Origin of the sequence: Sulfurospirillum diekertiae (genome assembly GCF_002309535.1) — a bacterium.
Classification (GTDB): domain Bacteria; phylum Campylobacterota; class Campylobacteria; order Campylobacterales; family Sulfurospirillaceae; genus Sulfurospirillum; species Sulfurospirillum diekertiae.
In genome coordinates this window covers 1,521,633-1,539,861 of sequence record NZ_CP023275.1, presented here as the reverse complement: position 1 = coordinate 1,539,861, position 18,229 = coordinate 1,521,633, and the positions used below count along the sequence as shown (strand labels likewise).

Annotated in this window: 19 protein-coding genes; 9 read left to right on the top strand and 10 right to left on the bottom strand. The window is 37.5% G+C overall.

Going from position 1 to position 18,229, the window contains the following annotated elements; all coding sequences use genetic code 11:
• The 3 genes from SJPD1_RS08000 to SJPD1_RS07990 form a co-directional block, all read right to left on the bottom strand.
• On the bottom strand, positions 1 to 1,692 hold the full coding sequence (locus SJPD1_RS08000) for an acetolactate synthase large subunit (RefSeq protein ID WP_096046688.1): 1,692 nt from the start codon (positions 1,690 to 1,692) through the stop codon (positions 1 to 3).
• A 96-nt stretch (positions 1,693 to 1,788) separates the two neighbouring features.
• Positions 1,789 to 2,694, bottom strand: a complete 906-nt coding sequence (locus SJPD1_RS07995; protein ID WP_096046687.1) for a Ppx/GppA phosphatase family protein — start codon at positions 2,692 to 2,694, stop codon at positions 1,789 to 1,791.
• Between the two features lie 7 nt (positions 2,695 to 2,701).
• Positions 2,702 to 2,860, bottom strand: coding sequence for a hypothetical protein (locus SJPD1_RS07990; protein WP_168171343.1), 159 nt, complete (start codon positions 2,858 to 2,860; stop codon positions 2,702 to 2,704).
• A 262-nt stretch (positions 2,861 to 3,122) separates the two neighbouring features.
• Here SJPD1_RS07990 and SJPD1_RS07985 point away from each other — a divergent pair, with 262 nt between their 5' ends.
• From SJPD1_RS07985 to SJPD1_RS07945, 9 genes are all read left to right on the top strand, one after another.
• The gene (locus tag SJPD1_RS07985) at positions 3,123 to 4,598 is read left to right on the top strand and encodes an NAD(P)/FAD-dependent oxidoreductase (protein ID WP_096047819.1); all 1,476 of its coding nucleotides are present in this window, start codon (positions 3,123 to 3,125) and stop codon (positions 4,596 to 4,598) included.
• 32 nt (positions 4,599 to 4,630) lie between these two features.
• Positions 4,631 to 5,008: a c-type cytochrome gene (locus SJPD1_RS07980; RefSeq protein WP_161492017.1), complete on the top strand. Its 378-nt coding sequence runs from the start codon at positions 4,631 to 4,633 to the stop codon at positions 5,006 to 5,008.
• 56 nt (positions 5,009 to 5,064) lie between these two features.
• Positions 5,065 to 6,195, top strand: a complete 1,131-nt coding sequence (locus tag SJPD1_RS07975; protein WP_096046685.1) for a cytochrome b/b6 domain-containing protein — start codon at positions 5,065 to 5,067, stop codon at positions 6,193 to 6,195.
• Between the two features lie 63 nt (positions 6,196 to 6,258).
• Positions 6,259 to 7,038 carry a pyridoxine 5'-phosphate synthase gene (locus SJPD1_RS07970; RefSeq protein ID WP_096046684.1) on the top strand — a complete coding sequence of 260 codons (780 nt, stop codon included), beginning with the start codon at positions 6,259 to 6,261 and terminating at the stop codon, positions 7,036 to 7,038.
• Complete coding sequence (gene pdxA, locus SJPD1_RS07965; protein WP_096046683.1) at positions 7,035 to 7,970, top strand: 4-hydroxythreonine-4-phosphate dehydrogenase; 936 nt, start codon at positions 7,035 to 7,037, stop codon at positions 7,968 to 7,970. The genes SJPD1_RS07970 and pdxA overlap by 4 nt, the downstream gene beginning before the upstream one ends.
• Positions 7,971 to 8,081: 111 nt before the next feature.
• Positions 8,082 to 8,729, top strand: coding sequence for a cobalt transporter CbiM (gene cbiM, locus SJPD1_RS07960; protein ID WP_096046682.1), 648 nt, complete (start codon positions 8,082 to 8,084; stop codon positions 8,727 to 8,729).
• Entirely contained in the window at positions 8,726 to 9,007 is a 282-nt protein-coding gene (locus tag SJPD1_RS07955; RefSeq protein WP_096046681.1) for a PDGLE domain-containing protein, read from the top strand. Before cbiM ends, SJPD1_RS07955 begins: the two co-directional genes overlap by 4 nt.
• The gene (locus SJPD1_RS07950) at positions 8,997 to 9,551 is read left to right on the top strand and encodes a hypothetical protein (protein ID WP_096046680.1); all 555 of its coding nucleotides are present in this window, start codon (positions 8,997 to 8,999) and stop codon (positions 9,549 to 9,551) included. The genes SJPD1_RS07955 and SJPD1_RS07950 overlap by 11 nt, the downstream gene beginning before the upstream one ends.
• Positions 9,538 to 10,290: an energy-coupling factor ABC transporter ATP-binding protein gene (locus SJPD1_RS07945; protein ID WP_096046679.1), complete on the top strand. Its 753-nt coding sequence runs from the start codon at positions 9,538 to 9,540 to the stop codon at positions 10,288 to 10,290. Before SJPD1_RS07950 ends, SJPD1_RS07945 begins: the two co-directional genes overlap by 14 nt.
• Here the strand turns inward: SJPD1_RS07945 and mnmH are convergent.
• From mnmH to SJPD1_RS07910, 7 genes are read right to left on the bottom strand one after another with little or no spacing between them, the layout of a single operon-like run.
• The gene (gene mnmH, locus SJPD1_RS07940) at positions 10,287 to 11,300 is read right to left on the bottom strand and encodes a tRNA 2-selenouridine(34) synthase MnmH (protein WP_096046678.1); all 1,014 of its coding nucleotides are present in this window, start codon (positions 11,298 to 11,300) and stop codon (positions 10,287 to 10,289) included. The two genes, SJPD1_RS07945 and mnmH, sit on opposite strands and share 4 nt — an antisense overlap.
• Positions 11,294 to 11,785: an HIT family protein gene (locus SJPD1_RS07935; protein ID WP_096046677.1), complete on the bottom strand. Its 492-nt coding sequence runs from the start codon at positions 11,783 to 11,785 to the stop codon at positions 11,294 to 11,296. The genes mnmH and SJPD1_RS07935 overlap by 7 nt, the downstream gene beginning before the upstream one ends.
• Positions 11,785 to 12,573 carry an indole-3-glycerol phosphate synthase TrpC gene (gene trpC / locus SJPD1_RS07930; RefSeq protein ID WP_096047818.1) on the bottom strand — a complete coding sequence of 263 codons (789 nt, stop codon included), beginning with the start codon at positions 12,571 to 12,573 and terminating at the stop codon, positions 11,785 to 11,787. Before trpC ends, SJPD1_RS07935 begins: the two co-directional genes overlap by 1 nt.
• Positions 12,570 to 13,841 (bottom strand): tetratricopeptide repeat protein, encoded by a 1,272-nt coding sequence (locus SJPD1_RS07925; protein ID WP_096046676.1) that lies wholly within the window; start codon positions 13,839 to 13,841, stop codon positions 12,570 to 12,572. Before SJPD1_RS07925 ends, trpC begins: the two co-directional genes overlap by 4 nt.
• Entirely contained in the window at positions 13,817 to 14,197 is a 381-nt protein-coding gene (locus SJPD1_RS07920) for a YkgJ family cysteine cluster protein (protein ID WP_096046675.1), read from the bottom strand. The genes SJPD1_RS07925 and SJPD1_RS07920 overlap by 25 nt, the downstream gene beginning before the upstream one ends.
• Complete coding sequence (locus SJPD1_RS07915) at positions 14,185 to 14,883, bottom strand: tRNA1(Val) (adenine(37)-N6)-methyltransferase (RefSeq protein ID WP_096046674.1); 699 nt, start codon at positions 14,881 to 14,883, stop codon at positions 14,185 to 14,187. The genes SJPD1_RS07920 and SJPD1_RS07915 overlap by 13 nt, the downstream gene beginning before the upstream one ends.
• Before the next feature lie 2 nt (positions 14,884 to 14,885).
• Positions 14,886 to 18,218, bottom strand: coding sequence for a coiled-coil domain-containing protein (locus SJPD1_RS07910; RefSeq protein WP_096046673.1), 3,333 nt, complete (start codon positions 18,216 to 18,218; stop codon positions 14,886 to 14,888).
• Positions 18,219 to 18,229: the final 11 nt, after the last annotated feature.

Below are 18,229 nucleotides of genomic sequence, written 5' to 3'. Positions count from 1 at the left end.
TTACTCCTTATACTCAAGCATCATATTGTAAAGCGTTCCACCTGCTGGAACCATTGGTAAAACATTCTCTAAGCGATCAACTTGAACGTCAATCATACAAACCGTATTACTTTCAACGGCCTCTTTAAGAGCTTTATCAAACTCCTCTTTGGTTTTAACTCTAAAACCACGTCCTCCAAAACTCTCAACCAGTTTGACAAAATCAGGTTGGACTGAAAGATCGGTTGAAGAGTAGCGTTTATTGTAAAAGAATGTTTGCCATTGACGAACCATTCCTAAAAATTGGTTATTTAAGATGATATTTACCACAGCGACTTTGTTTTCAACTGCAGTCATTAGCTCTTGAATATTCATCAAAATAGAACCATCGCCCGTAAAGTTAATAACAGTTTTTGATGGTATCGCAACTTTTGCTCCAATGGCTGCAGGTAGACCATATCCCATGGTTCCAAGTCCGCCACTTGTGATCCATTGGCGAGGGTAAGCGAAAGGATAAAACTGTGCCGCCCACATTTGGTGTTGCCCAACATCCGTACAGATGATGGCTTTATCACCAAGTATCTCACCTACGCGCTCTATCGCCCATTGCGGCTTAAGAATCTCATTTGAATCTTCGTATTTCAATGGATGGATCTCTCCATAACGTTTTAGTAGGTCACGCCAAGGCTTATATTTGTTCTCATCAATTTGTTCTTTGGCGAGAGGAATCATTGCTTCTACAACGTTTTTAAGATCGCCAACAATTGGGTAGTCAATCGGAACAATTTTGCCGATGCTACTAGGATCTATATCGACATGAATGATTTTGGCATGTTTTGCGAATTCGCTTAGTTTTCCTGTAACTCTGTCATCAAAACGTGGTCCAAATGCAATCATAAGGTCTGCTTCGCTCATCGCCATATTGGCGCTGTAGCAGCCGTGCATTCCTAGCATTCCAAGAAGCAGTGGGTTTTCGTCGCCCATAACACCACGTGCCATTAACGTCTCAACCGCAGGAATACCACAGATTTTTGCAAATTCACGTACTTCATCGCTTGCATTTGAGTTAATCGCACCACCGCCAATATAAAGAACAGGACGTTTTGCTAAAGCAATGGCTTCAATTGCTTTTTTAATCTGTCTTGGATTGCCTTTGTAGGTTGGCTTATAGGTTTGCATTTTAATTTCACTTGGGTAGGCAAAATGACCAATTTGTGCCGTGACATCTTTTGGAATATCCACATGAACAGGACCTGGACGTCCACTTCGTGCGATATAAAATGCCTCTTTTAAAATACGTGGCAAATCTTTGACATCTTTAACTAAATAGTTATGTTTGACACAAGGACGACTAATACCCACAGCATCGATCTCTTGAAAAGCATCTGTGCCTATCATACTAATAGGAACTTGACCACTAATCACAACCATGGGAATAGAATCCATATACGCTGTTGCAAGACCTGTGACAGCATTGGTAAAACCAGGACCACTGGTAACAAAGGCAACGCCTACATCACCCGTTGCGCGTGCATAACCATCTGCTGCATGCAGAGCTGCTTGTTCGTGTCGTGTTAAAATATGTTTAAAATAGTTTTGTTTGTAAACTTCATCATAAACATTCATGATAGCACCACCAGGATAGCCAAAGACGACGCTGACATTCTCCTTACGTAGTGCTTCTATGACCATTTGGGAACCGCTTAACTCCATGACCTCTCCTTTCATATTTTTGATGATACTTCTTGTAAAAAAAGTGGGTTATTATAGCAAATAAAGATTAAAGAAGGCTCATTTTTGGGGCGTATCTTATGATTTGTTCAAATTGTAACACTGCTCAAGTGCTACACCTTCTCTAAGACCATCATCAATAACGATACAGCTTTCAAAGCCAAGTTTTTTCATAATGGCTTTGACAAGTAAGATACCAACAACCACTAAATCTCTACGATTCGTGCCTGTATTACGCTCAGCATCTTCTTCATTCATCAAAGATAAACGCTCATATGCTTCTTCAAAATCTTTTACATGTAAAACAGTTCCATTGACAACATTAGCGTCATAATGAGCATAATCAAGCCCTTTTAGAAATGCAGCAACGGTTGTCGGTGTTCCAGCAGTTGTTACTAATTGTAAAAAATTGGAAGAAATTGGATTGTGTTGAGTTATAAAATCATCAATAGAATTAACAATACGCGTTACATGTAATTCACGATCATGTGAATACCTCTCTGCTACGTTGATAATTCCAAAAGGAAAGCTTTGTGACTGTTTTGTGCCATTTTTGCAAAAGGTAAATTCTGTTGAACCTCCACCTAGGTCAAATAAGGCATAAGTTTGGTGTTTAAATCCTTCACGTTTGAGGGCATTTTCTACAGCAAGTGATGTTAAATAGGCCTCTTTTTCGCCTGTAATTATTTGAAACGTAAGTCCAAAAGTTGACTCAATTTCTTTTAAAATTTCCCTAGCATTGGAAGCGATACGCATCGCTTCAGTGGTCACACAGAAACAGCGTTCATTTTTAAAATCAAATATTTGTGAGGCTTCATATAAGGCATTTAAGATATTTTGCTTGGAAGCTTCACAGATATATCCCGTTACATGTAAATCTTTTCCTGTGCGTACAATTTTTTCATAAACATGAATACGCTCTTTCGTTTGACAATCCATCTGTACAATACGCAGGGTATTGGAACCTAAATCACAGCCAATCATCTTCAGCCTATTTTCTTCTAAAGAGCTTCATAAAAGCGCTGATAATAAGGCGAACAAGACCTAAAAAGAGATAAACAATCGTCGTATATAGAAGTGGATGATAGGGCATCTTTTGCGTACTAAGGTGCATGAAATGGTCTATTGGGTGTGTCAGCCATTGATTCATATGCATTCCCAATGACAAAATAAGAAAAATCAGGATAAATATAAAAAATTCTTTTTTCAATAGAGACCTTCGCAATATAATGAATAAATGATTTTATGAAAACAAAACTTAATAATAGGTTGCATAATATGACATTATAACGACAATTTTAGAATATTATAAATAACTAAAATAATGAGGTATAATTTTTTTAACCAAGGGAAGCCTCAGAATGTTGGAAGTAGAATGGGGAGAACATACAAACAAAAAGGATGGGCAAACTATGAAATCAGACAAAATCATTGAGGAAATACTCATTGAGATTGAGAAGCATGAAGGTGGAATGTCTCGCCGTAATGCAATGAAACTTTTAGCAGCATCGCCAATTGCTGCGAGTGTCTTAGCGGGCGCTGCAACGGCAACAGAAGCACATGCTTCCAGTTCCAATGCTACTGGCAAGATAGTCATTGTGGGTGGTGGTCTTGCAGGTGTTGCAACGGCTGCAAAATTGACACACAGACTTTCTAATCCTGATATTACAATTATCGAACCAAATCCAAAATCAGTTTCGTATCAGCCTGGGCAAACACTGATCGCTGCTGGTGTGTGGAAAAAAAGTGACATAACCTATGAAACAGAAAATTTTATTCCTAAAGGTGTGAAATGGATCAAAGACTCTGTTGTAACGTTTGATCCACAAAACAATAAAGTCAAAACATCCGATGGTACTGAAATTAGCTACGATTATCTTGTTGTCGCAACAGGGCTAATGCTTAATTTTGGTGCTATAAAAGGGTTAGAAGGCGAAATTACTTCTTCTGGTGCTAATAATGACGTTGTTCGCAATAAAGTAGGAAAAGACGGTGTTTACTCTATCTATTTTGCCGATGGTGCTGTTGATACACAAAAGGGTATTGAAGAACTGATTGCCAAAGCAAAAGCGCATAAAGGATCAGAAAAACTCCAAGCAATTTTTACCGATCCTGATACTGCAATTAAATGTGGTGGTGCTCCTAAAAAAATTATGTACATTACCCATGATTTACTCAAAAAAGCAGGTGTTCGCGATAAAGTAGAGTTAACCTTCTGTCCATCGGGTGATAAAATGTTCGGCGTGCCTGAATATAGCGCTGCTATTTTAGAGCAATTTAAAGCAAGAGACTTCAAATGGGAATTTAAAACCAATTTAGTTGCGATTGATACGGAGAAAAAAGTAGCGACATTTGAGAAAAAATGGCTTGAAAAAGGTGAGTATGACGAAGACCTTAAAGAATACACCATGGTTTCTATGAGTAAAAAAGTGGATAAAAACTACGATTTTATTCATATTACGCCTCCTCAAAAAGCATCCGATATTGTTGGTAAATCGCCTATTGGTTCAAGCAAAGGCTGGGTTCCTGTTGTAAAAGAAACCCTTCAACATGTCACCTACAAAAACGTCTTTGCTCTTGGTGACATTGCTGCGGTTCCTATGGGAAAAACAGGTGGTAGTGCGCGTAAACAATATCCTGTCGTTGCAGAGAATCTCATTGCTGTTATGGAAAAACAAGAGAAACTTCCAGCTGCCTATGATGGTTATACGGTTTGTCCTTTGATTACGAGTATTGGAACGGTTATGCTTGCTGAGTTTAATTGGACAGCAAAACCTACCCCTTCTTTCCCTCTTGATCCAACACAAGAGCGTTGGATTTGGTGGTTGCTTAAAGTCTATGCACTTAAACCTATGACAGTTTATGGCATGCTCTCTGGCAGAGCCTAATTTTGTTGATGATACATAAAAAGGAAAAACTTATGAAAAAAATGAATTTAGCACTTTCTCTAGCAGCAGTTGCCTTAGTTGTTCTAAGCGGATGTGGTGATAAACCAAAATCGGATGTTGCTACTTATAAATATACTCCAGCACAAGTTTATGCTGAGACTTGTGTCCATTGTCATGGTCCAAAAGGCGAAGGTATCGCTGAGAAGAAAGCTCCTGCCCTTACCAAACAAAGTATACAAGAACTTGAAATGTCACTTTTTGATATTAAAAATGGCGGTCTTGGACAATCCACAGCCAGTGAGCATGATATTATGGAACATAATATGAAGAAGTTGGCTGAAAAAGGCTACGACTACGATATTAAAATGATGGCAAACTACCTTCACAATGCGTTTTATGTTGCTAAATAAAATTTGAATATGATGTTTTTGGTGTATAACGCACCAAAAACATCTGAAAGTTACTTATGAATAAAAGATCTGATGAAGTTTTTGTTTGGCCGTTGTGCACCCGTATTATTCATTGGATTATTGCTACTTCTTTTCTCCTTGCTTTTGTGACATCTTTTGATCGTACCCTCTTTGAATGGCATCTTGCTTTTGGTTTTATTTTTGGGATTATGTTGCTTTTTAGAATTATTTGGGGATTTTTTGGTCCTAATTATGCAACGTTTAAAACGTTCAAATTAAAATACAGTGAGCTTCAAGGCTATTTTATTGAAAAAGTACAAAACAGATGGCGAAAAATTCATGCGGGACATAATGCCGCATCGAGTTGGTTTACACTGATTGTTTTAGGTTTGGGGAGTTGGATTGTTTTGAGCGGACTTTTACTGCAAGGAACACAAGAAGCGAGCGGTCTTTTCTCACGTTTAAATGCGCATTATTTTCACTTTTCTTCGGCATTACTATTGTTTCATGAAATACTTTCTTATCTTCTTTTTACTTGGGCAATGATTCATATTGTGGGTGTTTTAATTGAACAGTTTTACCATAAAACCCATATGCTTTTTGCGATGATTACAGGGTATAAAAAAGCGGAAGGTCAAGATGCGGCTGTTTCGATAGTGCGACATCTTTTTGCGTATTCGGCAATTATCCTATCGATGATGACGCTCTTTTTTGTTGCGCGACCTCAGGATACTTTTTTAACAAAGAGCTTATTCGAGAGGCGAGATTTTAAAGCTGAAAATAGCACTTTTTATGAAAAATGCAGTCAATGTCATAAAATCTATCCACCCTTTATGTTACCACGTGACTCATGGATACGTCTTATGGATGGTCTTGAAAACCATTTTGGTGAACAGATTAGAGAGAATAACATTACTCAAAGTGAACAAATGAACATTAAAGAGTACCTTTTAAGCCATAGTGCAGAGAGTTCATCTCATAAACTTGCTTTTAAAACCTTAGAATCATTGGGGGAGATGCGCCCTATTTCCATGAGTAAAGTTCCTTATTGGCGAGAAGCACACAAAAGTATTGACAAAAAAGTCTATCAATCTTTACATGTAAAAAATGCTTCCAATTGTTTTGCCTGCCATGAAGATTTTGAATATGGCATATTGGAAAATAGACGTATACATATACCTCAATAATGATGAAACTTTTTCGAAATCATATTTTAGCTATAATAATTTCTAAAAACGAAGGATGTCATAATGCTTCTAGGCGTAAATATCGATCATATTGCAGTGCTTAGAGAGGCACGAAAGATTAATGATCCTGATCCTCTTGATGCGGTTTCTTTAGTTAAACGTGCTGGAGCTGATCAGATTACCATCCATTTGCGAGAAGACAGACGACATATTAATGATGATGATGCTAAAAAGATTATTGAAATTTCTCAACTTCCTATCAATTTAGAGTGCTCTATTAATGCCGAAATTATTGATAAAGTGCTTCTTCTTCATCCTCATCGCGCCACGCTTGTTCCTGAAAAACGCGAAGAAGTCACAACAGAAGGTGGTCTTGATGTGGTTAAAAATAAAGAGATCATGAAAGAAATTGCCAAAAGACTTAAAAAAGAGCATATTGAGCTTTCATTGTTTATTGACCCCAATAGCGCTATGATCGAAGCAGCGAAGGAGATCAATGCGGAATGGATTGAACTTCATACCGGAGCGTATGCCAATATTTATGCGATGCTTTACTCCAATCTTTCTCGCTCACGTCATAGTATCAAAGAGCTTGAGCTTGATCGCGGATCTTTACATGTAAAGCTTCTTGAAGCAACGCATGAGATTGAAAAATCTGCAAAGCAAGCACAGCAGTTAGGGCTTAAAGTGGCTGCTGGACATGGACTTAACTACCAAAATGTTAAGCGAATTTTAGACATCAAAGAGATTTGTGAACTCAATATTGGGCAGAGTATTATTGCACGTTCTGTTTTTGTAGGTTTTGAGACAGCGATTAAAGAGATGTTAGGATTGGTACAATGAAAAAAATAGCGATTAGCATTGGAGATTTAAACGGTATTGGTTTAGAAATTGCCCTACGAGCACATGCAGAGGTGTTAAAGCTTTGCGATCCAATTTACTGTATCAATGAAAATATGCTTGGCTGGGGCGCGGCACTTTTAGGTTTAGATGTCCCCAGTGATTTTGAAATACGCGATTGTGGAAAAGTTTTTGAGATCGAAGCGGGCGTTTGTAGTGCAGAAGCGGGCGAGAGCTCATACGATTCGTTTATTACCGCAGTCGCACTGGCTAAAAGCAATGAAGTCAGTGGCATCGTAACACTGCCTATCAATAAAGAGTCTTGGGCATTAGCAGGGCTTGAATATAAGGGGCATACCGATGCACTGAGCGATCTTTTGGGGTGTGAAGCCATTATGATGTTAGGATGTGAAGAGATGTTTACCATACTTTACACCCATCATATTCCCTTGCGTGATGTTCCCCATGAAATTAAAGCGAAAAAAATCAAACCCTTTTTGCTAAAAGTCTATGAAGAGATTGGTGAAGATCGTATTGCCGTTTTAGGACTCAATCCTCATGCGGGTGATCACGGGGTGATTGGCGATGAAGATGAGGAGATTAAACGGGCTATTGAAAAAGCAAATAATTTTTTGGAGCGTGAAGTCTTTGTTGGACCTTTTGTCCCTGACATGGCATTTTCAAAAGTCAATCGCGCCAAATTTCGTTATTTTGTCTGTATGTACCACGATCAAGGGTTAATTCCTCTGAAAGCACTTTACTTTGATGAGAGTATCAATGTAAGTCTTAATGCAGGTATTGTTCGCACATCTGTAGACCACGGTACGGCTTTTGACATCGCTTATAAAAATGAAAATCCTTCTACGCTTAGTTATATTAATGCCGTCAAAGAGGCCGTTAAACTTGCCACGGGGAAAACGTTATTGACATTTTAATTCAAGTAATACTAAGACTAAAGATGTAATAATAATACTAGATTTAATTAAGTAATATTTAAATATTGCCTAATTATTATTTTAATATTACATCTTTGGAGGTTACGTATTATGCATATCCCAGATGGCTATCTCTCACCTATTACCTGTATTGCAACGTATGCAGCAGCTTTACCGCTGTGGGTCATTGCATTTAAAAAACTCAAAGAAGAATTGAACGAAACAACCCTCCCCCTTATAGCTTCTTTGAGTGCACTCAGTTTTATTATTATGATGTTTAACATCCCCATTCCGGGTGGAACCAGTGGGCATGCTGTGGGTGCATCGCTGATCGCGATCTTATTTGGCCCATGGGTTGCATCTGTCTGTATCAGTCTTGTTTTATTGATTCAAGCACTCGTCTTTGGCGATGGTGGCATCACAACATTTGGAGCGAATACCCTTGTAATGGCTTTTGCAGCTTCTTTTTCTTCTTATTATATTTTTAATCTCTTCAAACAGAAGTCATTTGCCTCTTTCTTAAGTGGTTGGGTTGGTGTCGTTTGTGCATCCATCGTTCTGTCACTTTTCCTTGGTGTGCAACCTTTAATCGCAAGCGCAGATGGTCAGCCTCTTTATTTCCCGTTTGATTTTGCTTTGACCTTTCCTGCTGTTGTGGGTTCTCATGCACTTTTCTTTGGTGTTGTGGAAGGCATCTTTACGGCGATTGCCTATCGATACATTGTTAAAAATCGTATTTATAAAGGAGTCAATGCATGAAAAAGATACTTTATCCTATACTCATTTTATTTGTATTGGTTCCCCTTGGATTACTGAGTGAAAATCCTGCTTGGGCTGAGTGGGACAATGAATACTATCAAGAGGCATTAGGGTTTATCCCCAAAGGGATTGAAAATGCTTTTCATTTAAGAGCACTAGCACCTGATTATACGATAGATGGGCTAAACGATGTAATCGCTTACTATCTTTCAGGAATGCTGGGAGTTGCTTTGATTTTTGGAATTTTTTACTTTCTTGGGAAAAAATTTGCGCGATAGAACTCTTTTTGGACTTTATCTTTTAGGGCTAGCAGTTATTCTGTCTAGCCACTCTTCTTATTTATTACTCTTTTTCGCTTTTATCTTGTTACTATTGGCCCGTTCTCAGTGGCTTAAAATGCTCAAAAAATCCTTTAAAGCGATTGTTTTTTTTAACATAGCAATTACACTTGGATATTTGATGATTGCTCTTATTCAGCAAAAACCTTGGCTGGACTATTTACTACTGTTTAACTTACGTGTTTTTGACTTAACACTGACGACAATGCTTTTTTCCCATTATGTCAATATCGCACTTGCTCTCTCCTTCTCCAAAACATTGAGTTTTCTCCTGAGCATTTCACTTTCACAAATTTACAGCTATCAAAAAAGTTATGAAAATTTCATGTTAGCCCTTAAAAGTAGATTGATTAAAAAAATGGGTGAACGTGCTCAAAAAGAGTTTATTACCTCTGTCTTTGGTTATTTTTTCACCAAGGCATTGTATGATAGTGAAGAAAAAAGTTTGGCGCTTAAAGCAAGGGGATTTTTTGATAAAAATTGAAAATTTGACGTATCAGTATGAGACACAATGCGTTTTAGATAAGCTCTCATTTGAAATTAAAGCCGGTGAAAAAGTTGTTTTGCTCGGCAATAATGGAAGTGGTAAAAGCACCCTCCTTCGCATTCTTGCAGGACTTTATTTTGGTGAAGGAAGCTACGTTTATAAAGATCAATTGATAACAAAAAAGAGCGTTGGCAAAACCTTTCGTAAAGAGATAGGTATTTTATTTCAAAATCCAGAAACGATGATGTTCAATCCAACGGTGTATGATGAGATTGCTTTTGGGCTGAGAGAGTTTGATGTGGAAAATGTCGATGAACGTGTCCGTGCGATAGCCGAGAAATTTCGATTGACGCACCATCTTCAAAACTCTCCTCTTAAACTGAGTGGTGGCGAAAAACAAAAAGTCATGTTATGTGCTATTTTGGCTCTTGAGCCACAATTTTTACTTTTAGATGAACCCACCGCTAATATGGACCCAAAAACGACAGGATGGTTTGTCGATCTACTCTCCGAGATGAATATTACAACGCTTATTTCAACTCATAATATCTCTTTGGCCTATGAGCTTGGAGATAGAGCGCTTGTTTTAAATGATAAACATCAACTGATTTATAATGGCGAGATTGAAGCGCTCATGCGTGATAAAAAGATATTAATTGAGGGAAATTTACTACATCTTCATGCGCATAAACACAAAGATTTTCAGCACTCACACTATCATATGCACCATTTCTAGGCGTTACTAAGCTTTACATGTAAAGCTTGAAGTGCTTGAATACTCTGGCGTTGGTCGGCATTATCTATGACCAAATCAACCTTACGAGGTTTTTTATAGACCACATCGTAATACTCTACTAAAAGTATCTTTGCAACCTCTGTGAGATCATTGCTTTCATATGCCATTTGAGCGGCTTCTTTCACGCTCTTTTTAATATAAGGTGAAATCATTTGCATGGCTTGATTAAAAAAATTAGATGTGATGCTCTCATAATCTTTGAGAATTCGTGCAACGCGTTGTTCAAGAGGTGCCGTAATTTCCACTCGAAAACCTTGTTGCATGCGTTCATGTAACAGGGCTGGTATGGTACATTTTCCCATACGCTTACTCTCAGCTTCGATGAATATATAGGAATTAGGATCAATTTTACATAAAATTTCGCATAAACTATTTTCAAAGGCTTTTTGACTCGGCTGAGCTCCTTTAATGCCACCAAAGCTCGAACCTAGATGATTGGCAAGTTTCTCAAGATCGATGGACGGTTGTAGAATGTGTAAAAGTTCACTTTTACCACAGCCTGTATTACCACCTAGCAAAATAAAATGGTGATGTGGCATCGTTTCAAGATACGTTAAAACATGTAAACGATAGCTTTTGTAGCCACCTTTTAGTCTATAGACTTGATAGCCAATATGGGAGAGGATAATCGCAATAGAGCTAGATCTTAGCCCTCCTCTTGCGCAATAAATACCAATTTTTGCACCAATCTTGTAATGTTTGGAAATCTCTTGAAGGTGGCGTGCAACATTTTGGCAAATATAACGAGCTCCTAGTATTTTTGCATCATTACGAGAAACTTGTTTATAGATAGTACCCACTTCTTGATGCTCAGCATCATTTAACGCATAGAAATTTTGAGCATTTTGGATATGAGATTCATTAAATTCTTTGGGACTACGTGCATCAATTAAAAGATCAAAAGAGGATTTTTGGGCTATAAACGCATCAATTTCTATCTCATTTAACATGCAATATACTCAGGAATAAGCCCTTTAAGATGTTGGTATATCTTTTCAAAATCGGTTCCATAAACTCTCGTGTCTGCAATCGTCGTAATAAAATTAGTATCACCCGTCCAACGTGGTATCACATGGTAGTGTATATGCTCAGCAATACCTGCTCCGCCACTTTTGCCAAGATTCATACCTAAGTTGACACCGTGTGCTCCAAGACCTTGTTTAAGCATCTGCACACATCGCTGAACGATCAAAGAGATATGTAACCATACTTCTGGTTCAAGCTCTTCAATGGCGTCAGTATGATGATGAGGAATTACCATAAAGTGTCCTGGTGAGTATGGGTAACGATTCATGACAATAAAACAGAGTTTATCGCGGTAGAGGACATGATACTCTTCATCTTTTTCAGAATGTGCACTAATATTGCAAAAGACGCATCCTTCGGGCTTATCACTAAAATAAGTGTCACGCCATGGAGCATAGAGATAATTCATTAATCGACCTTTTTAATCGCTTCAAGTGAGGCTTGAATATCAGGTTCACGCATAAAATATTCGCCAATTAGAAAAGCATCTGCACCCATCTTGCTTAAATGCTTAATGATCTCTTTATCATTAAGACCACTCTCTGCTACGATAATTTTACCTTGAGGAATCAGTGGCATCAATTTTTCGGTTAAACTCATATCCATCTCAAATGTTTCAAGATTACGATGGTTAATACCAATAATATTAGCTCCTGCAAAAATGGCTTTTATCAGGTCTTCTTTGTCATGAATTTCGACTAAAACTTCAAGTCCAAGTCGTAATGCATACTCTAAAAGATGTTTTAATTCAGCTTTCGTCAGTGCTTTTGCAATCAATAATATAAAGTCAGCACCGTAAACAAGGGCTTCTAAGATTTGGTATTCATCAACAATAAAGTCTTTACGTAAAAGAGGCGTTGGCACATAACGGCGAATTTGGGTTAAATATTCTAAATTGCCTTGAAAATAGTGAGGTTCTGTCAAAACGGAGATAGCATCAGCTCCCCCGAGTTCATACGCCTTTGCAATGGTAAGAGGATCAAAATCAGCTTTGATAATGCCTTTGCTTGGACTCGCTTTTTTGACTTCCGCAATAATACGGTAAGGATTTTCTGGCGTAGACTTGAGATAAGGCTTGACATCGCGAGGCATAAAAGGGTTGAAGGCAAGACTTCTGCCTAACCAATCCATCGTATACTCTTTTTTCTTTTTTTCTAAATCTTCACGGGTTCGTTTGATGATTTCATCTAAAATCATTGTGGCTTCTTCTCTTTCAAACATTTTTTAATGGCTTCTATATGGGCATTTACCTCTTCTTCGATGACATTGTCACCAAAGTATTTCATGATGGCATACGCTTCTTCGCATTTACCTTGCTTAAAGAGTCCCCAAGCAAGAGAATCCAAATAATAAGGTGAGTTTGGCTCTAACGCAAGGGCATCTTGCACTAAACGAATCCCTTTTTGTACATCAATATCATGGTCAATTAACAAATAGCCATAGTAATTCATATACACAGAATCTTTGAGCAATCCTGTGACTTCTTCAAATTTTTTGGAAATGGATTGCAATATTTCAGGTGTCAGTTTTGTCTTATTGAGCTCATATTCATAAATAGCCATTTTACCGAGATAATCAAGGTTCTTGCTCTCTTCGTAAAGCTTTTCAGCAAGAGCGTAGGCTTCTGTAAATTTTTTCTGTGTTGCATAAATTTGAATCAACATGTCTTGGTTTAAACCTGTTTTTTCCAAGAAGTGCGTTGCCCCTTTGATATCTTTCGTGTACAGCATTAATTCAACGATTTTTTTGGCGATCTCATCTGTTGGTTGTTCTTTATACAGTTTTTTATACGTAGCAATAAGTCCTTGAACATTGCGATCACGTCCATAAATCTCAATCAGTTTAAAACATGTATGTTCTCCGCAGCCTTCTACATTTGCATACGTTTCCAAATAAGCGACTGCGTCATCTTTACGCCCCAAAAAACGGTACAGAAGTTCAACAATATTGAGTAAAAGATCTTCTGACTGCTCTTGTTTGTAGGCACTTTCAAAATATTTAAGGGCTAAGTCATACTCTTTCATTTGCAAATAAAGATTGCCAGCGATACTGAGATGTTGTACTGTTTTATCGTACTCAATGAGTTTAAGAATCTCTTTTTCAGCTTCTTCATAGCGTTTCTCTTTAACAAGCTGTCCTACAAGCAGACGGTTAAAGTTTTTTTCCTCAGGATATTTTTGAATCCCTTGCATAATAAGATCACGTGCATCAGGATCACCTAAGACAAAGGCAAGACCTGCATCTTCCGTAAGATAAACTTTCTTTTGGCTCTGTTCATAAAGTGTATGATAAATTTTGCGTGCATTGACATAATCGCCATTTTGTTGATAATCTAATGCTTGTAAAATAAGGTTGTCTTCTTCTTCAAAAACTTTTTTTGTTGTCTCTTTGGTAACAACAACCTCTTTGGTGGCGCAACCAGCCAATAAAAAAAGGACGATTATAAACGAATAATACCGGGACATTCTGTGACTACCTCGTCAATATTTTCTTTAAAATATTCCCAAAATGGGAATGTACGACACTGTTGTGGACGTACGTCATAGATACGACACATCTTTTTTTCCATATCAAAAAAGACGCAACCATAGCCGCCTTCGTATGCGATTTCTTTAATCGTGAAACGATAGCGAATTTTTAGTAAATAGTTATTGATAAATTCCTCTTTTGATAAAGAAAGTTTCAAAGCAATAGCACGTATCTCCTCTTGCGTAACCCAAATGTATCCACTTTCTCCAATACAGCATTTACCAGAGCAACTTTGACACGCTTTGGGATCAAAAGCGTATGGATAGCCTTCATGTTTCATCATGCTTTCCATGGTACACTCTTTGTTTGAGATCGATCAAAAATAGTTTGTACATGAGGACTAAATGTTTCACCACTATAGATAAAAAGTGGTGGATGAATTTTACACAATGTTTTTGAGTTTTTACGTGCACGAATTAGTACCAAAGAAGCTTCTTTCTCTTCTTTTGGGTGTACAAAACAAATATCTTCCACATTCAATCCATTGGCAAGCAGTGTTGCCATCAAACTATCCAGTTGTTTGGCATCATAGCAGAAGAAAAAATAACCACGATTGGAAAGGCTTTTGGTAACTTTAGTGGCAAATGCAGTAAATGGAAGCGCACTACTGTGACGACTAAGACAGAGTGCATCGTTTTCACTTTTAACACCGCCTTTATGGTAAAAAGGTGGATTAGATACAATCATATCAAATTTATGCTCGAATTTCGCCTCTAAAAAATCTTTACATGTAAAGCTGGCGATCTCTATGTTATTCGCGTGTGCATTGGCTTTGGAAATTTCACAATTTTGAGCTTGAATGTCTAAAAGATTTACATGTAAAGCTGGAAAATCTCGTTTGAGTAAAAGCCCCAAAATACCGCAACCGCAACCAACATCCAGTAATTCACCTTTTGGTGTGAACGAGGCGATAAAATCATAAAGCAAAAGGGTATCACTGTTGTAGCGATACCCCTGTTCTGGCTGAAATAAGGTCATCGTTATTGATACACCCTTATCTGGAAGCCTCGTGCTTTGTCTTGCTCTATGTTAGACAGTGCATAGCTAATTTTTGCCCCTTCCCCAACATAAGTTTCAACAAGCTCTCCACCCGCTTTTGCTCTGGCTTTTCCAAGTCCAATGTTGGCAAGTCCACTAATACGATCAATTTCAGTGTCTTCAACACCCACTTTTTTATTTTTAATCAGTTTGAGTGAGGCGAAACCACCATTATCAACAATCGGCGCAACTTCAAAGAAATAGGAACTGTCATACTTGGCAAGGAACGTCTGCACCTCTTTTTTACACGTTTCTGAGATAGCATTGACACCTGTTCCCATATCGGTACAAGTTACTTTGTCAACCATAATAGGTTTATGTCCCTTGGAAGAGGTAGGTGCAGAAGTTTTTGTAGCTACCGCTGTCTTCGGCGTTGCTGTTTCTAACAATTTAATCTTTTCATTGAGCGTTTTGATCGTCTGCTCATTAGAGGCAATACGTTTTGTAAAGTCATCTTGTTGTTGCGCTAAAACACCCTCTTTTTGTTTGAGCTCTTTTTCGAGTGCGATGATTTTAAGAGTTTCATCTTTTTTACTAGCTCCTAATTGTGTCTCTTTGGCTTTGATATCGGCTTGGAGTGCTTTCGCTGCCTCTAAATATTGAAGCTCTTTTTGCTTGAACTCTTCCTTGAGTTTCGTTATATTCTCTTCCAGTGAAGCTTTAAGTGTTTCTGTTTTTTTGTAGTTTTCTTTATTGGCAACAATCGTGGCTTCTTTGGCTTTGAGCTCTTTTTCTAAAGCAATACTTTTAAGTGTCTCTTCTTTATTGAATGAGGCAATTTGGCTCTCTTTGGCTTTGAGATCTGCTTGCAATGCTTTGGTTGCTTCTAAGTTTTGAAGCTGTTGTTGTTTTGACTCTTCTTTGAGTTTTGCGAGTTTGTCTTCTGTTGCAACTCTTTGCGCTTCTAGTTTTTTCATCTCATCTTTAGAGGCTAAGAGTTGTGCCTCTTTGGCTTTGAGTTCTTTGTCCAAAGCAATGCTTTTAAGGGTTTCTTCTTTAGAGGAAGCTGCTAATTGTGACTCTTTAGCTTTGATCTCGTTTTGAAGTGCTTTGGTGGCTTCTAAATGTTGAAGCTCTTTTTGTTTAGACTCTTCTTTAAATTTCGTTAGATTTTCATCTGTTGAGGCTTTGAGGCCTTCGATTTTTTTCATTCCCTCTTTGGTTGCAAGAATTGTTGCTTCTTTAGCTTTAATCTCTTTATCTTTCTCTTTGAGCGCATCTAAATACTCAATCTCTTTACGGCGAAGTTCGTCTTTAAGTCCAACCATTTTTGAATCTTCACTCACACGATTTTTTTCAATCGTTGCAAGTTGCGCTTTAAGCTCTTCGACTTTTTTGTTGGTTGCCTTCGTTGCGTTATCTTCAGCATCTTTGAGCTTTACATGTAATGTTTGAACCATTCCTTCATTGCGTGCATTCTCTGTCTGAATTTTTTGGAGTTCCTGTGCTTTACTTTTAATCTCTTTTTCTAAAGCAGAAGTTTTAAGAACTTCATCTTTTCGGTTGGAAACAATCGCTGTCTCTTTTTCTTTAATATCTGTTTGAAGTAACTGTATTTTAGCGATGTAGTCGTTTTCTTGAGCCTTGCTACTTGCTTTGAGTTCATCTAAAGCCGTGCGAAGTTCTTTGATCTTTCCGTCATCGCTCTCTTTGCCTTTTTGTGTCTCTGTTTTATAGGCAATGAGTTGTGTTTTAAGAGCCTGTAGCTCTTTCTCTTTTTCGTCGTATTTGAGTTTTAAATCATTATGGGACGCGGTGAGTTCATCGGTATGAAATTGCATACGATCACTGTTTTCTTGTACGGTTGCTTTGTAATCACTTAACTGTTTGTCAAATTTTGCCATTAACTCTTTTTTAACATTATCGAAACTGGCAATTTTTTCATTAAATACTTTATAGTTTTTATTGTGAATCTTGTCGTTTTCATCGACTCGTTTTTTGACCTCTTCTTCAACGTTAAGCTTTTCTGTGTTCATTGTTACTATTTTATCGCCTAACTCTTTGATCTTAGACTCTCTTTTGGCAATTTCCTCATTAAGTTTCAAAATGGATGCGTTAAGATTTTTTTCACTGTTTTGTGCATTTTCTTCAAGTTTTTTATTGGCTGCGGAGAGCTCTTTATTGAGTTTTTTCTCATCTTCAAGATAGGTTTTAAATTTATTAAAATCCTTCTCGTTTTCAAGTATTAACGCATCAATGTGTTTTTTAGAACTAGCAATCTCATTATTAAGACCTTTGATTTTTTCTTCTTCAAGTGCCATTTTTTTGAGATGATCATCATCTTGAAGCGCCATATCTTGACGATTTTTTGCGATCAATTTTTCAGTATCTGCTTTGAGTTGTTCTATGGTAGCGTTGTATTTACCAATCTCTTCTTTATGCTTTTGATCGGAAACGAGCAAGGTTTGTGTTTGTTTATTTAAGAGTTCATTTTTCTCTTTTGCCGCTTGTACGATCTCTTCTTTAAGTTTGTTAATCTCATCTTGTTTACGTGTAAAAGCGTTTTTAGCAGTATCGTTGTTGGTATTGATTTGCTCGTTTAAAAGCGCAATCTGATCGTTTAAAAATTTGATTTTTTCTTTATAATCCGTTAGCTTTGCTTGCTCTTCTTCGCGTGCTTTTTGAATGGCAACACGTTTTTTATCTTCATCTTCGAGCGCCTTAGCTTTAAGCTCTTCTATCTGACCTCTTAAGGTATTGGCTTCAATGTTCGCTTTTTGAGCGATGACAACATTTTCCTTTTGTAGTTCATTGATTTTCATCGTTAAATCACTGATGTTACGATAGTGTTGCTGCTCTGCTTCATTCAGGCGTTCGGTGTTTTTATTGGTTAATTGATTGCGTTGCTCTTCAAGTTCATTGTCTTGTTCTTCAAGTTTTTTAGAAAGTTCATTTTTCTCGTTGGCCATTAAAAGGTTGTCATGCTGTACAAACAGGAGTGTTTTTTGCAGTTTATTGACCATACGTTTAAAGTCCTGAGGTGTTAACTCAGAATCAGGAATAGGTTTGCCTTGTTCATCAAAGTATTCATCTTCATAGAGATTACCATCTTTTCCCTGCTCAATCGTCGCATCTTTGTCTATATAATGCTTTTGCATATCCTGAGGTAGATCACTAAATTTAACATCGCTTTTACTGATGTATTTTTCACCGAGCTCATCAAAAGAGACTCCACCAAAATTACCATATTTGACAGAAGCCAAACTTCCGACTACGATAACAACACCCAGTGCTATATTTAAAATCTGCGAAGAAGAGAGAGCAATTTTTGCCATTAATGAAAAGC